The sequence below is a fragment of the Pedobacter aquae genome, assembly GCF_008195825.1.
Taxonomy (GTDB): Bacteria; Bacteroidota; Bacteroidia; order Sphingobacteriales; family Sphingobacteriaceae; genus Pseudopedobacter; species Pseudopedobacter aquae.
On the sequence record NZ_CP043329.1, the window covers coordinates 2,743,757 to 2,756,861 of the forward strand.

Consider the following 13,105-nt stretch of genomic DNA (forward strand, 5'->3'; position numbering starts at 1 on the left):
TACATTTTCTTCAGTATTACATAAAAATTATATCGTTGATAATCGTTTAATTTCATCCTTCCATGTTAATAAACTCAAGAATATGGTTAAAACACATGCCATTACCAAAACGTAAAAGCCGCCATCCCAACCCCAAGCATCAACAATGTAACCTATAGCAATATTTGCAAATACAGAACCGCCTAAATATCCAAATAAGCCTGTAAAACCTGCTGCCGTACCAGCTGCTTTTTTAGGTACCAAATCCAAAGCTTGTACGCCAATCAACATCACAGGGCCATAAATAAGGAAACCAATAACAATCAAAGAAATGTTATCTATCATGGGGTTTCCCGGCGGATTTTTCCAGTAAACCAGTACAGCTATCAATACAAAAAACATGTACACTATAGTCGCAGGTACTCTTCTTCCGTTAAAAACTTTATCGCTTAACCAGCCGCATAAAAGCGTACCCGGTATACCTGCATACTCGTAAGCAAAATAGGCCCAGCCAGATTCTGACATAGAAAAACCTTTCACTTCTTTCAAATAAGTTGGTGCCCAGTCTAATACACCATACCTTACCAAATAGACAAAAACATTAGCGACAGCTATGAACCACAAAGCCTTATTAAAAAGCACATAATCTAAAAAAATGCGCTTAGCGCTGAGTTCTTTTTCTGCTTCTGGGGAAACTTCACCTTCGTTTTTATAAACTTCTATAGGTGGTAAACCGCAAGATTGCGGCGTATCTCTTATTAAAATGTAAGCTAACAGCGCTATGGCTAAAGCAATAAAACCTGGGAAATAGAAATTGCTATGCCAATCGTTAAAAAAGGCTAAACCTAAAATAGCTAAAGGACCAATAAGGCCGCCACCAACATTGTGTGCCACATTCCAGATAGACATTTTAACACCTCTTTCTTTCTTAGAAAACCAGTGTACCATTACACGTCCGCATGCTGGCCAACCCATCCCTTGAAACCATCCGTTAAGAAACAATAAGCTGAACATGATGGCTATAGAACTTGTAGCAAAAGGGAAAAACCCCATTAAAATCATGGTAAAGGCAGATAAAAGCAACCCTAATGTTAAAAATTTACGAGCATCACTTCTGTCTGATACGTTGCCCATTAAAAACTTACTAATTCCGTAAGCAATAGAAACTCCTGATAAAGCCAATCCCAAATCTCCTTTAGAATAGCCTTCTTCTATCAAGTTGGGTATAGCTAAAGAGAAATTTTTCCTTACCAAATAATAGCCCGCATAACCAATAAAAATCCCTAAAAAAACTTTCCACCTTAACTCCTTATAAGTGGGGTCTATTTTTTGTTCTTGTATAAGAGGTTGATGCTTTGCTGGGTCTAAAAAAGATAATTTCATGTATCCTAAAGATAATTAGCTATTAAAATAAGTTTGGATAATCTGATATAATACCATCAACACCTAATTCTTTTAGTTTCTCTATCTCTTCTTTGGTATTAACTGTCCAAGGTATCACTTTTATATCTTGCTTTTTACAAGCTTCTACCATTTCTTTTGTTACTAATTTATAAGCCGGACTATATATAGCGGGTTTAAAACTTAAGTCTTTAAGATGATTTTCTAGATAGCCTTTAGAAACCAAATAAGCAGTTTTTACTTGTGGATATTTTTGGTGAACAATTTCTAAAGAGCGAGGATCAAAAGATTGAATAATCACTCTATCCGTAATTCCTTTTTTCTTGATGACTTTCATTAAGCGCTTCACAAACTCTTCTGGTGCCGGATGTAATTCGCCATCACCTTTTAGAGTAATTTTAGTTTCTATGTTATAATGAGGTGCAGGATAACCTTTTTCTTTAGCGTAAGCCTCAGAAGCATCAATTAAATCCTCGAGAAGTGGGATATGTACTTTTATTTTTTTTTGTTCTGGAAATAAAGGATGAAATTTTGAACCTACATCAAAAGTTTTTATTTCTGCGTAGTTCATTTGGTAAAGCTTTAAACCTTTTCCTTTAGGTATTTCTTTACCATTTTGATCTAAAGCAAATACATCAGAAATATAAGGGTCATGAGCAACCAATACCTTTTTATCTTTACTGATAGTAATATCCATTTCTAAAGTAACCCCATAATCTAGCGCCAATTTCATTGCCGGAATGGTGTTCTCAGGCATTAACCCTCTACTTCCACGATGCCCTTGTTTATCAAAATTTGCTTGTGCCATGCTAACAAGGTTAGAAAAATCAATAATAAAACTAATACTATATTTCTCATCTATTTTTAATTGTATATACAATGCTAAACAAAAAGAAACAAATAAAAAATAAAACAATAAATAAAAATAAAAAGGAAATAAAAAGATAATAATTAGTTAATAGTGGGTTTCATTTTAGCCTTGTCTCCTTATCCCATATATCCATGTAAATTTTAATATGTGGTATTAGTATTTAATGGCTTATTCAGAAAGCTTATCAGGATGATCATTATTTGTATGAAAAAGTGAGTATAATCGAATAATTTTTAAAAAAGATCAGATAACCTGAATCATTAGGAAGAATTTCAGAAACAAAATTTTATAAATAACACAGTAAGACTAGCCTTGACTTTCTGTAATTAATCTATCAACTTCCAACTTTAGCTTAGGTAAGTGATGAGTAAGTACCGACCATATATTTTCATCAGAAATATTATCGTAAGCATGGATAACTTGATTTCTTAATCCTATGATAGCTCTTGAATTATTTATTTTTTCTATAAAAGAACTATCACGAGTAATAATTCTATTTACTGCCTCCCCAATAATTTCCAGGTTTCTTTCCACTGCTCTTTTAAGCATAATATTGCTTTTGTATTTCAAGAAGTTTTTTTCTTCTCCACTGAAAAAACCATCAATTTCATCAACACAAATTTTAATATCAAAAAGCCACTTAAGAATTCTTTCATCCATAAACAAGTTCCTTAGATTTATTAATGGAATTAATTAAAACAGGATTTCTTAATGTTTGCTCTTCAACTAAGTCGACTTCACGTCCAAATAATTTTTCAAGCTTCTCTTTGAAATTTATATAATTATCAAAATAATATGACAAATCCATAGATTTAAACTTTACAAGAAAATCTATATCGCTCTTATCAGAAAAGTTTTGATTTAAAGCCGAGCCAAATAAATAAATCCTCTCAACTTTATATATGCTACAAAGTTTTATAAATTTCTCTATATTTTTATCGTCAATAATCATATAACAAATTTATTAAAATTTTCTTTCGTTGTCTTTTATAATTGCTGCTCCTCTTTAATCTGATTTATTAATCTTAGCTAAAGAGCATTTCCTCAGTAAATCACCATCAAGCTAAATAAAAAAGAAAAGAGGAGCATAAATATCCATTCAAACCCCTTGACAATTAAAGATAAAGCCCTATCTTTGCAGTCCCTAAAAATTAGGGATAGAACATATTTATAAATAATTTAAAACAAAGCAAGTGAATACGTTAAGTTACAAAACTGTCTCTGCTAACAAAAAGACCGTTGACAAACAATGGATTGTTGTTGACGCTCAGGGCGAGATTTTGGGGCGCTTGTGTTCTAACATCGCGAAAGTGATTAAGGGCAAAAACAAGCCAGGGTACACCCCACACGTAGACTGCGGCGATAATGTAATCGTTATCAATGCAGACAAGGTTAGACTAACTGGTAATAAATTAGGTGACAAAACCTATATTTCTTACACTGGTTATCCAGGTGGTCAACGTTTTATTTCTCCGAAAGAGTTATTAGCAAAACATCCTGAAAGAGTAATCGAGAAGGCTGTACGTGGTATGTTACCTAAAAACAGATTAGGAAGAGCAATCTTCAAAAACTTATATGTTTATGCAGGTAATGAGCATCCACATGTTGCACAAAACCCTAAAGAAGTTAAATTTTAATTAAAGGAGAAAGAAAATGTCAGTTACTAACACTTCTGGAAGAAGAAAAACTGCAGTTGCCCGCATTTATTTAACTGAGGGTAATGGTCAAATTACCGTAAATGGTAAAGATTATACAGAATATTTCCCAACCTTACCTTTACAATACATTGTTAACCAAGCCTTCATCGTTGCTGAGGTTACTGGTCAATACGATGTTAAAGTAAACGTAGCTGGTGGTGGTATTAAAGGTCAAGCTGAAGCTGTTCGTTTAGCGATTGCTAAAGCTATTGTTGAATTAGATGGAATTAGAAAACCTGCTCTAAGAGCTAAAGGCTTAATGACACGTGATAGACGTATGGTTGAGCGTAAGAAACCAGGTAGAGCTAAAGCTCGTAAGAGATTCCAGTTCAGTAAACGTTAATTTTAGGAGGACACAACAATGGCAAGAACAACTTATCAGGACTTATTGGATGCAGGTGTACACTTTGGACACCTTACCCGCAAGTGGAATCCTAAAATGGCGCAATACATTTTCATGGAGCGCAATGGAATCCATATTATCGACTTAAACAAAACTTTAGTAAAAGTTGAAGAGGCTGCAGCTGCTATCAAGCAGATTGTAAAATCAGGTCGTAAAGTATTATTTGTTTCTACAAAGAAACAAGCAAAAGACATCGTTGCAGAATATGCAAGATCTGTAAACATGCCTTACGTAACCGAAAGATGGTTAGGTGGTATGTTAACTAACTTTGCTACCGTAAGAAAGTCAATTAAAAAGATGACTAACATCGATAAAATGACTAAAGACGGTACTTACGATGTATTATCTAAAAAAGAAAAATTAATGATACAGCGTGAGCGTATTAAATTAGAAAACCTTTTAGGAGGTATCGCTGATTTAAACCGTTTACCAGCAGCATTATTCTTAATAGATGTTAAGAAAGAGCATATCGCTGTTACTGAGGCTTTAAAGTTAAATATCCCAACTTTTGCAATGGTGGATACTAACTCTGACCCTTCTAACATTGATTTCCCTATTCCTGCGAATGATGACGCAACTAAATCTATCTCTTTAATCGCTGGCATTATTGTTAAAGCCATTGAAGAAGGTTTAGAAGAGCGTAAGCAAGAGAAAGAAGCAGAATCTGACAAAGAAGCAGCAGCTGAAAAAGCTAAAGCTGATGCGCCAGCTGTTGAAGCTAGAAAAGGAAAAAAAGCAACTGAAGTTACTGCAGAAGTAACTGAAGAAGCTAAAGGCGAATAAATAATTTAGTTGTGGGTTGTTTGTTTTTAGTTGATAGATTTCTACAACTAACAACTAACAGCCCATTACTTTTAGTTTGAAACTTAAAAAAAGAAAATAAAATGTCTACAGTACAAATTTCTGCAGCAGATGTAAATAAACTTCGCCAACAAACTGGCGCAGGTATGATGGATTGTAAAAAAGCTTTAACAGAGTCTAACGGCGATTTTGAAGCAGCAGTAGATTACCTACGTAAAAAAGGTGCTAAAGTAGCAGCTTCTCGTCAGGATAGAGATTCTAACGAAGGTGTTGTTATTGCTAAAACTACTGCCGATGGTAAAAAAGGTGTTGTAGTAGAAGTAAACTGCGAAACAGATTTCGTAGCTAAAAATGCTGATTTTATTGCATTTGCTGATGCTATTGCTGCTAAAGCTATTGAAACTAACCCAGCTTCTTTAGAAGATTTATTAGCTCAAGAATTAAACGGAACTAAAATTTCTGACTTGATATTAGACCAAACTGGTAAAATAGGTGAGAAAATTGGCGTTTCTAAATACGAAGTTATTGAGGCTGAAAAAGTTGTTGCTTATATCCACGGTAACTACCGTTTAGGTGTATTGGTTGGTTTAAGCCAAGATGCAGCGGGTGTTGATGAAGCTGGTAAAGACGTAGCTATGCAAATTGCTGCTATGAGCCCAGTTGGCGTTGATAAAGACGATGTTGATTCAAGAGTAATCGAAAGAGAACTTGAAATTGCTAAAGAACAAATCAGAGCAGAAGGTAAACCAGAAGAAATGGTAGAAAAAATTGCTGCTGGTAAATTAAACAAGTTCTACAAAGAGCAAACTTTATTAAATCAAGAATTTGTTAAAGATTCTTCTAAAGATATCAGAGCTTTCTTAAATGGAGTTTCTAACGGTTTAACCGTTAAATCTTTCAAGAGAGTTGTTTTAGGAGCTTAATTGAGATTTGAGTAGTGTGTATTGAGTGGTAAGATTGCTTGATAGGCCGAAAAAATTATAAAATCCTCATCTTTTATTAGATGGGGATTTTTTGTATCGGCGTTTAGCTAAATCTAAATTGTTATTTTATTTAACAGGATAATTCCTATTTTTGCCAAAATCCCCCTTTAATGAAATATAAGAGAATTTTACTGAAACTAAGTGGAGAATCCCTGATGGGAGACCAACAATATGGTATTGATAATGCCAGAGTATTACAATATGCTAAAGAGATAAAAGCGGTTAAAGAAGAGGGCGTTGAAGTAGCTATTGTAATTGGCGGAGGGAATATTTTTAGAGGCTTAAGCGCAGAAAAATCTGGAATGGATAGAGCGCAGGCTGATTATATGGGTATGTTAGCCACCGTCATTAATTCTATGGCGCTACAAAACGCTTTAGAAACAGTTGGGGTATATACTCGTTTACAATCGGCTATTAAAATGGAGCAAATTTGCGAGCCTTACGTTCGTAGAAGAGCCATGAGACATTTAGAAAAAGGAAGAGTTGTAATTTTTGGTGCCGGCACAGGTAATCCGTATTTCACAACAGACTCTGCAGCTGCATTAAGAGCAATTGAGATTAAAGCTGATGTTGTTTTAAAAGGAACCCGTGTAGATGGTATCTACACTGCAGACCCAGAGAAAGACGCTACAGCTACTAAGTTTGATCATTTATCGTTTACTGAGGTATACGATAGAAATTTAAACGTCATGGATATGACAGCTTTTACGTTATGTGATGAAAACAATCTTCCCATTATTGTATTTGATATGAATAAGCCTGGTAACCTAATGAAATTGATTAAAGGCGAAACCATAGGCACTTTGGTTAAATAAAAACTAATTTTACGTAAATAAATTAAAGATGAACGAGTTTATTAAGTTAGAACTGGAAGAGGCAAGCTCTACCATGCAAAAAGCTTTAGCCCATACGGATAGTGAGTTTACTAAAATTAGAGCGGGTAAAGCGTCTCCGGCTATGTTAGATGGCATAATGGTTGATTATTATGGCGCTCCTACTCCGCTTACGCAAGTAGCTAATATCAACACACCAGACGCAAGAACCATTGTGGTACAACCATGGGAGAAAAGCATGATTGGCCCCATAGAAAAAGCCATCATGATTTCTAATGTAGGCTTAAACCCACAAAATGATGGGCAATTGATAAGATTGAATGTACCACCTTTAACAGAAGAAAGAAGACGCGATTTAGTGAAGAAAGTTAAAGAGGAAGCAGAAACAGGCAGAATCAGCATCAGAAACATCAGAAAAAACACGAATGAAAGCATCAAAAAACTAAAAAATGATGGTGCTTCTGAAGACGAGATTAAAGTTGGCGAAGCCGAAGTTCAGAAAATTACCGACGCTTACATTGCCAAAATTGACCAATTGGTTGAGCTGAAAGAGAAAGATATCATGACTGTTTAAGTCTGTAAAATAAAAAAAAGGGAACATCGCTATTGCTTTGTTCCCATTACTGTTAGTTAGTCAGTGTATTATCTTCAACCTTAAGCAGGTATTTCTTCTTCTAATCTGATGGGTTCTAATGGTAAGTTAAAAGCATCTGCAACGCCTTTATAAACTACATCTCCATTTACAATATTTAATCCTTTTCTTAATTCTTCATTTTCTTTTACGGCTTTTACCCACCCTTTGTTTGCCAATTGTAAAGCATAGGGTAAAGTAGCATTGGTTAAAGCTAAAGTAGAGGTATAAGGCACAGCACCCGGCATATTAGCTACACAATAGTGCACAATACCATCTATGATAAATATAGGATTCTCATGTGTAGTAGGCGTACAAGTCTCTATACAACCGCCTTGGTCTACAGCTACGTCAACCAAAACCGTTCCCGGTTTCATTAACTTTAGCATAGAACGTGTAACCAAATGAGGCGCTTTGGCTCCGGGTATTAAAACGGCACCAACAATTAAATCTGCTGTTTTTACAGCTTCTTCTAAATTATATTCGTTAGAAATTACAGTATCTACATTGGCAGGCATGATATCTTCTAAATAACGTAGTCTTTGTAAATCTACATCCATCATGGTAACATTAGCCCCTAAGCCAGCGGCCATTTTAGCAGCCTGTGTACCAACAATACCACCACCAATGATGAGGACATTAGCGGGCTTAACTCCGGCAACGCCGCCCAATAAAACTCCTCTGCCGCCTGTTGGTTTACCTAGGTATTTAGCCCCTTCCTGTATAGCCATTCTGCCTGCTACTTCAGACATAGGAATTAAAAGTGGTAAGCTTCTATCTTTTTTCTCTACTGTTTCATAAGCTAAACAGATAGCCTTACTAGCAATCATAGCTTTTGTTAAAGCCTCGGATGATGCAAAATGAAAATATGTAAATATTAATTGATTTTCTTTTACTAGAGGATATTCTTCTGCAATAGGCTCTTTTACTTTGCAAATCATCTCGGCAACAGCATAAACCTCTTCAATGGTATCCAGTAATTGAGCGCCTACTTTTGCGTAATCTTCATCGGTAAAACCGCTACCTAAACCAGCAGATTTTTGGATATAAACCTGATGACCATTCTTCACAAAAGCAGCTGCACCGGCAGGAGTAACTGCAACCCTATTCTCGTTATTCTTAATTTCCTTCGGTACTCCTATAATCATAAATATGTTTTGCTCTTTAAGTATTTAAAATGAATTCCTTAAAGAGTAACTAAATTACAACATCAGAATTTTTTTTTATCATCATGAAAAAAATAAGAAAATACATATATTTATACTACATATAAAAGAAAAATATTCTTTAAATAATTGTTAAAACCGCCGATAAAGAAAAATATTTCTTATTTAGAGCTTATGGAAGTAGATAAAACAGACCTTAAAATATTGAAACTTTTGCAAGAAAATGCGCAGTTAACCTTTAAAGAGATTTCACAACAAATTAATCTTTCTATCACACCTATTCATGATCGTATAAAAAGGATGGAGAAAGAAGGGGTGATAGAAAAATATGTTACCATCCTCAATAAGAAAAAAGTAGGTACATCATTAGTGGTATATTGTAACATCACTTTGGATAAACAAACACGGCATAATTTCACCGAATTTGAAGAACGTGTTACCCAATTTCCAGAGGTTGTAGAATGCCATATTGTTTCTGGAGGTTTTGATTATTTGCTTAAAGTGATAACCAAAGACATGGAGAGCTACAACCAGTTTCATCAACAGAAATTATCTGTGATGAGTACAGTGGCACACATCCATAGTTTCTTTGTGATGTCTGAAATTAAGAGTACAACGGTTTTACATTTGGAGGATTAAACCAAATAAACCGTTAAACTTCTTGCTCCGTGGGCACCTATCACTAAACTTTGCTCAATATCGGCGGTTTTAGATGGACCAGCAATAAAAACACCAAAGCCTGTTTCCTGAACTTGTAATTTTTGGTATGCCTGATACATGTTATCTACCAAAGTAGCTTTATCTAAAACAATAAATAAATGCTGGCAAATGAAAGGTAATAACCTGTTGCCCATTTGTGCCTCATACAACCATACCGAACCATTTTCTGCTACGCCTAAAGTTGCTTGTAAATAGGCTCTGTCTACCCGTTCTAAATCAAATGAAGTTTGCGCTTTTAAGGCATCATCCGTATTAAAAACGGTATCAACTACAAATTCTCCTGATTGCTTATGTATAGCAATTTCCTCTTTTACCTGCTCTATATTTTCTAAAGCAACAACTTTACCGCCTATACCTTCTAAAATTAGCTTAAACTGAGCTATTTTATCATCGTAGTGGGTTAAATGCTCGTCTGATAGCTGGGGTAAATCAACCAAAGCTGGTTTATTTGCGGTACAGGTTGCTAATATTTTTTCTCTTGAGCTCATTTGTTTTTGTTTTGTTGATACCAATCGTGAAAACTTTGCTTTGGTGCTTCTGGCATTTCTCTTTGTTTATACCAAACGTTTAATTTATTATTGCCTAAGAAAGGCATCGTTCTTAAAAACCATCTTCCAGATTTACCAGCCCATCTGTAAACTTTAGGATTAGAGAATAGCCAAGCCATCCCTTTCATAGCTATTTTCTTTTCTGGCTTCACATAGCCTTCTTCTACGATGACTTGTCGCCATTTCCACAATTGTTCATGAATATCAATCTTAACTGGGCAAACATTGCTGCAAGAACCACATAGGGTTGATGCAAAAGGTAAGTCTGCGTTGGCTTTCATATCTAAATTTGGATTTAAGATAGAACCAATAGGACCAGCAACAGCGGTATGATAGCTATGTCCGCCACTACGTCTGTACACCGGGCAGGTATTAAAACATGCTGCACAACGAATACATTTTAATGAGTTTCTAAAATCGGCTCTGCCTAACTGTTTAGTTCTACCATTATCAACAATAATGATGTGCATTTCTTGCCCTGATCTTGGCTTTTGAAAATGACTAGAATAGGTGGTGATAGGTTGCCCAGTTGCACTTCTGGCTAGTAATCTTAAAAACACGCCTAAATGCTCTGTTTTAGGAATAATTTTTTCTATCCCCATACAGGCCACATGAATTTTAGCGGTGTGGGCACCCATATCAGCATTACCCTCATTGGTACATACCACAAAGCCCCCAGTTTCTGCTATAGCGAAGTTAACACCCGTAATAGCTAGTTCTGATTGAATGAAATGGTCTCTTAAATGTTGTCGAGCGGCTTCTGTAAGGTATTGAGGGTCGTTATTTCCTTCCTCGGTATGTAAATGTTCATGAAAAGTTTCACTAACATCTTGTTTTTTAAGGTGAATAGCTGGTAAAACGATATGACTAGGCGCTTCATCACGCAATTGTACAATACGCTCGCCCAAATCTGTATCCACCACTTCAATGCCTTGTTTTTTTAAATAATCATTTAAATGGCATTCCTCCGTAAGCATACTCTTGCTTTTCACAATGCGGCTGATGTTATTATCTTTTAAGATTTTATGCATCAACTGGTTATGCTCTAAAGCATCAGCAGCCCAATGAATTTTAATACCATTGGCTTCAGCTTGTTTCTCAAAAGCAATGAGGTAATTATCAAGATTTGAAAGCGTATGGTTTTTAATTTCAGAGGCCCATTCTCTTAGCTGTTCCCACTCGGCAATACCATGTACAGCTTTATCTCGCTTTTGGCGCACAAACCACAAGGTATCATCATGCCAATCTGTTCTGGCCTCATCTTTTATAAATATCTCTGCCGCAGCAGCGTGGTCTAAAGTCTTTAAATTACTCATGATTTAATATTTCTGCCAGATGTATGGCCTTTACCTTACTACCTTGTCTTTTTAAAATTCCTTCTAAGTGCATTAAGCAGCTTACATCACCAGCGGTGATATAATCTACCTCGTTTTTTTGATGCTCTTCTATCCTATCTTTACCCATTTTCACACTTACAGCTTCTTCAAATACGCAGAAAGTACCACCAAAACCACAACATTCATCTTTACGCTCTGGATAAGACAATTGCAAACCTTTAACTTTTTGCAGCAATTGCTCTGGTTTAGAGAATTGCGGTAATACCCTTTCTGTCATAGATGATAAATGCAAGCCTCTTTGTCCGTGGCAACTGGTGTGAAAACCAACTTTGTAAGGAAAGTTTGAAGAAAGATGCTCTACTTTTAAAATATCAACCAAAAACTCGGTCAATTCATAAATGTTATTTCTAATTTTTTGTGCCTTTTCGGGATTTTTATCATCCTTAAGATGCTCTTTAATATGCAAAACACAGCTACCAGATGGCGCTACGATATAGTCATAAGCATCAAAATTGGCAACAAAGTTTTTATCACAGCCCCCAGTTAAAGGAGAGAAACCACTATTAGCCATAGGCTGTCCGCAGCAGGTTTGATTTTCTGGATAATCAACATCGCAGCCCAATTTTTTTAATAATTGATAGGTGGCGATACCCACTTGAGGGTAAAACTGATCTATATAACAAGGTATAAATAATCCAACTTTCATGAATGCAAGGTTTTATAATTGCGATTTGAAAAGTAAAACTACAGCGAATAGGATTTTTAGACTACCACATCTTTAACCAAAATTGATACTATTTTAACATAAATTGGTAATTATTGCTATTTTTAGATTATAATAACATCAAAAATGAAACCTCACTTACTTAAAATAGCTTTAAACCCCGAGCATTCTTTTAATGTAAGGTATGATATTGTGCCGCATTTTTATGATAAATGGCATTATCATCATGAGGTAGAATTGGTTTATATCATTAAAGGAACAGGTTTACAATTTATTGGCGATGAGATTTACCGTTGGAAACCCGGCGATATGTTATTAATAGGCTCAAACCTGCCCCATTTATGGCGTAGTGATGAAGAGTTTCTTTTGCCAGATTCATTGGAAAAAGTTGAGGCCATTGTGGTACATTTTTTACCTAGCTGCTTTGGTGCAGATTTTTTTAGTTTACCAGAACATCAGGAAATCAACAGGTTGTTAAATCAATCAAAAAAAGCTTTTAGAATACAGGATGCGTGTAGAGATTTAGTTGCCGATAAGCTATTTCAGCTGCTTAAAGCTTCAAAGAGTAAAAGAACCATTTTGCTTCTAGATATTTTATCAGATTTAGCTGATAGTCCGCTTAAAAAGCCTGTTTTAGATAAAGAATCAGACTTTATCAATCAACCTAGTGAGATGGATAGGTTAAATAATATATATCAATACATCCTGAATAACTTTACAGAAGAGGTGAGTTTAGACCAAGCTGCACAAATTGCACATTTAACTCCTCCGGCTTTTTGCAGATATTTTAAAACCAGAACACGCAAAACCTTCTCTAGATTTTTATTAGAGTTAAGAACTGCCCATGCTGCCAAGCTACTGACAGAAAGTTCTAAAACGGTAGCCGAGATTTGTTATGAAAGTGGTTTCAATAATTTCTCGAACTTTAACAGGCATTTTAAAAATATCATTGGAAGAACGCCTCTAGAGCATAGAAAATTTTTTAGGGTTTTATAAATGATATAAACCTTA

General features: G+C 35.2%; 16 protein-coding genes. 8 read left to right on the forward strand and 8 right to left on the reverse strand.

Annotated features, from left to right (window positions below):
* Positions 1-27 precede the first annotated feature (27 nt).
* From glpT to FYC62_RS12040, 4 genes are all read right to left on the reverse strand, one after another.
* Entirely contained in the window at positions 28-1,362 is a 1,335-nt protein-coding gene (glpT, locus tag FYC62_RS12025) for a glycerol-3-phosphate transporter (protein ID WP_039448784.1), read from the reverse strand.
* Positions 1,363-1,384: 22 nt separating this feature from the next.
* Positions 1,385-2,188, reverse strand: coding sequence for a glycerophosphodiester phosphodiesterase (locus FYC62_RS12030; protein WP_149075099.1), 804 nt, complete (start codon positions 2,186-2,188; stop codon positions 1,385-1,387).
* Between the two features lie 369 nt (positions 2,189-2,557).
* Complete coding sequence (locus FYC62_RS12035) at positions 2,558-2,911, reverse strand: HepT-like ribonuclease domain-containing protein (RefSeq protein ID WP_039448780.1); 354 nt, start codon at positions 2,909-2,911, stop codon at positions 2,558-2,560.
* The gene (locus FYC62_RS12040) at positions 2,904-3,203 is read right to left on the reverse strand and encodes a nucleotidyltransferase family protein (RefSeq protein WP_039448778.1); all 300 of its coding nucleotides are present in this window, start codon (positions 3,201-3,203) and stop codon (positions 2,904-2,906) included. Before FYC62_RS12040 ends, FYC62_RS12035 begins: the two co-directional genes overlap by 8 nt.
* 241 nt (positions 3,204-3,444) lie before the next feature.
* Here FYC62_RS12040 and rplM point away from each other — a divergent pair, with 241 nt between their 5' ends.
* The 6 genes from rplM to frr all read left to right on the forward strand — a co-directional run bounded on the left by rplM (position 3,445) and on the right by frr (position 7,542).
* Positions 3,445-3,888: a 50S ribosomal protein L13 gene (gene rplM / locus FYC62_RS12045; RefSeq protein WP_026905384.1), complete on the forward strand. Its 444-nt coding sequence runs from the start codon at positions 3,445-3,447 to the stop codon at positions 3,886-3,888.
* Positions 3,889-3,904: 16 nt separating this feature from the next.
* On the forward strand, positions 3,905-4,291 hold the full coding sequence (rpsI, locus tag FYC62_RS12050; protein WP_039448776.1) for a 30S ribosomal protein S9: 387 nt from the start codon (positions 3,905-3,907) through the stop codon (positions 4,289-4,291).
* A gap of 18 nt (positions 4,292-4,309) precedes the next feature.
* Complete coding sequence (gene rpsB / locus FYC62_RS12055) at positions 4,310-5,134, forward strand: 30S ribosomal protein S2 (RefSeq protein ID WP_149075100.1); 825 nt, start codon at positions 4,310-4,312, stop codon at positions 5,132-5,134.
* 101 nt (positions 5,135-5,235) lie between these two features.
* Positions 5,236-6,075 carry a translation elongation factor Ts gene (tsf, locus tag FYC62_RS12060; RefSeq protein ID WP_039448772.1) on the forward strand — a complete coding sequence of 280 codons (840 nt, stop codon included), beginning with the start codon at positions 5,236-5,238 and terminating at the stop codon, positions 6,073-6,075.
* A 170-nt stretch (positions 6,076-6,245) separates the two neighbouring features.
* Positions 6,246-6,950 (forward strand): UMP kinase, encoded by a 705-nt coding sequence (gene pyrH, locus FYC62_RS12065; RefSeq protein WP_026905388.1) that lies wholly within the window; start codon positions 6,246-6,248, stop codon positions 6,948-6,950.
* A 28-nt stretch (positions 6,951-6,978) separates the two neighbouring features.
* A complete protein-coding gene (gene frr, locus FYC62_RS12070) occupies positions 6,979-7,542 on the forward strand; it encodes a ribosome recycling factor (protein WP_149075101.1) in 564 nt (187 codons plus the stop codon).
* 80 nt (positions 7,543-7,622) lie between these two features.
* On the opposite strand, the gene ald is transcribed toward frr, so the two are convergent.
* Positions 7,623-8,747, reverse strand: coding sequence for an alanine dehydrogenase (ald, locus tag FYC62_RS12075; RefSeq protein ID WP_149075102.1), 1,125 nt, complete (start codon positions 8,745-8,747; stop codon positions 7,623-7,625).
* Between the two features lie 192 nt (positions 8,748-8,939).
* On the opposite strand from ald, the gene FYC62_RS12080 reads away from it, so the two are divergent.
* Positions 8,940-9,404 (forward strand): Lrp/AsnC family transcriptional regulator, encoded by a 465-nt coding sequence (locus FYC62_RS12080; protein ID WP_039448976.1) that lies wholly within the window; start codon positions 8,940-8,942, stop codon positions 9,402-9,404.
* On the opposite strand, the gene FYC62_RS12085 is transcribed toward FYC62_RS12080, so the two are convergent.
* The 3 genes from FYC62_RS12085 to FYC62_RS12095 are packed head-to-tail and all read right to left on the reverse strand — an operon-like array spanning position 9,401 to position 12,076.
* Positions 9,401-9,973, reverse strand: a complete 573-nt coding sequence (locus tag FYC62_RS12085; protein ID WP_149075103.1) for a LutC/YkgG family protein — start codon at positions 9,971-9,973, stop codon at positions 9,401-9,403. The two genes, FYC62_RS12080 and FYC62_RS12085, sit on opposite strands and share 4 nt — an antisense overlap.
* Positions 9,970-11,349: a lactate utilization protein B gene (locus FYC62_RS12090; RefSeq protein WP_149075104.1), complete on the reverse strand. Its 1,380-nt coding sequence runs from the start codon at positions 11,347-11,349 to the stop codon at positions 9,970-9,972. Before FYC62_RS12090 ends, FYC62_RS12085 begins: the two co-directional genes overlap by 4 nt.
* The gene (locus FYC62_RS12095) at positions 11,342-12,076 is read right to left on the reverse strand and encodes a (Fe-S)-binding protein (protein WP_149075105.1); all 735 of its coding nucleotides are present in this window, start codon (positions 12,074-12,076) and stop codon (positions 11,342-11,344) included. The genes FYC62_RS12090 and FYC62_RS12095 overlap by 8 nt, the downstream gene beginning before the upstream one ends.
* Before the next feature lie 144 nt (positions 12,077-12,220).
* On the opposite strand from FYC62_RS12095, the gene FYC62_RS12100 reads away from it, so the two are divergent.
* Positions 12,221-13,090, forward strand: coding sequence for a helix-turn-helix domain-containing protein (locus tag FYC62_RS12100; RefSeq protein WP_149075106.1), 870 nt, complete (start codon positions 12,221-12,223; stop codon positions 13,088-13,090).
* Positions 13,091-13,105: the final 15 nt, after the last annotated feature.

Excerpts from the sequence above, each read along its gene's own strand:
- tsf (WP_039448772.1), top strand. The coding sequence starts at position 5,236 with ATGTCTACAGTACAAATTTCTGCAGCAGATGTAAATAAACTTCGCCAA.
- glpT (WP_039448784.1), bottom strand. The coding sequence starts at position 1,362 with ATGAAATTATCTTTTTTAGACCCAGCAAAGCATCAACCTCTTATACAA.
- frr (WP_149075101.1), top strand. The coding sequence starts at position 6,979 with ATGAACGAGTTTATTAAGTTAGAACTGGAAGAGGCAAGCTCTACCATG.
- FYC62_RS12090 (WP_149075104.1), bottom strand. The coding sequence starts at position 11,349 with ATGAGTAATTTAAAGACTTTAGACCACGCTGCTGCGGCAGAGATATTT.
- FYC62_RS12095 (WP_149075105.1), bottom strand. The coding sequence starts at position 12,076 with ATGAAAGTTGGATTATTTATACCTTGTTATATAGATCAGTTTTACCCT.
- FYC62_RS12080 (WP_039448976.1), top strand. The coding sequence starts at position 8,940 with ATGGAAGTAGATAAAACAGACCTTAAAATATTGAAACTTTTGCAAGAA.
- FYC62_RS12040 (WP_039448778.1), bottom strand. The coding sequence starts at position 3,203 with ATGATTATTGACGATAAAAATATAGAGAAATTTATAAAACTTTGTAGC.
- rpsI (WP_039448776.1), top strand. The coding sequence starts at position 3,905 with ATGTCAGTTACTAACACTTCTGGAAGAAGAAAAACTGCAGTTGCCCGC.
- FYC62_RS12035 (WP_039448780.1), bottom strand. The coding sequence starts at position 2,911 with ATGGATGAAAGAATTCTTAAGTGGCTTTTTGATATTAAAATTTGTGTT.
- FYC62_RS12085 (WP_149075103.1), bottom strand. The coding sequence starts at position 9,973 with ATGAGCTCAAGAGAAAAAATATTAGCAACCTGTACCGCAAATAAACCA.
- FYC62_RS12030 (WP_149075099.1), bottom strand. The coding sequence starts at position 2,188 with ATGGCACAAGCAAATTTTGATAAACAAGGGCATCGTGGAAGTAGAGGG.
- pyrH (WP_026905388.1), top strand. The coding sequence starts at position 6,246 with ATGAAATATAAGAGAATTTTACTGAAACTAAGTGGAGAATCCCTGATG.
- ald (WP_149075102.1), bottom strand. The coding sequence starts at position 8,747 with ATGATTATAGGAGTACCGAAGGAAATTAAGAATAACGAGAATAGGGTT.
- FYC62_RS12100 (WP_149075106.1), top strand. The coding sequence starts at position 12,221 with ATGAAACCTCACTTACTTAAAATAGCTTTAAACCCCGAGCATTCTTTT.
- rpsB (WP_149075100.1), top strand. The coding sequence starts at position 4,310 with ATGGCAAGAACAACTTATCAGGACTTATTGGATGCAGGTGTACACTTT.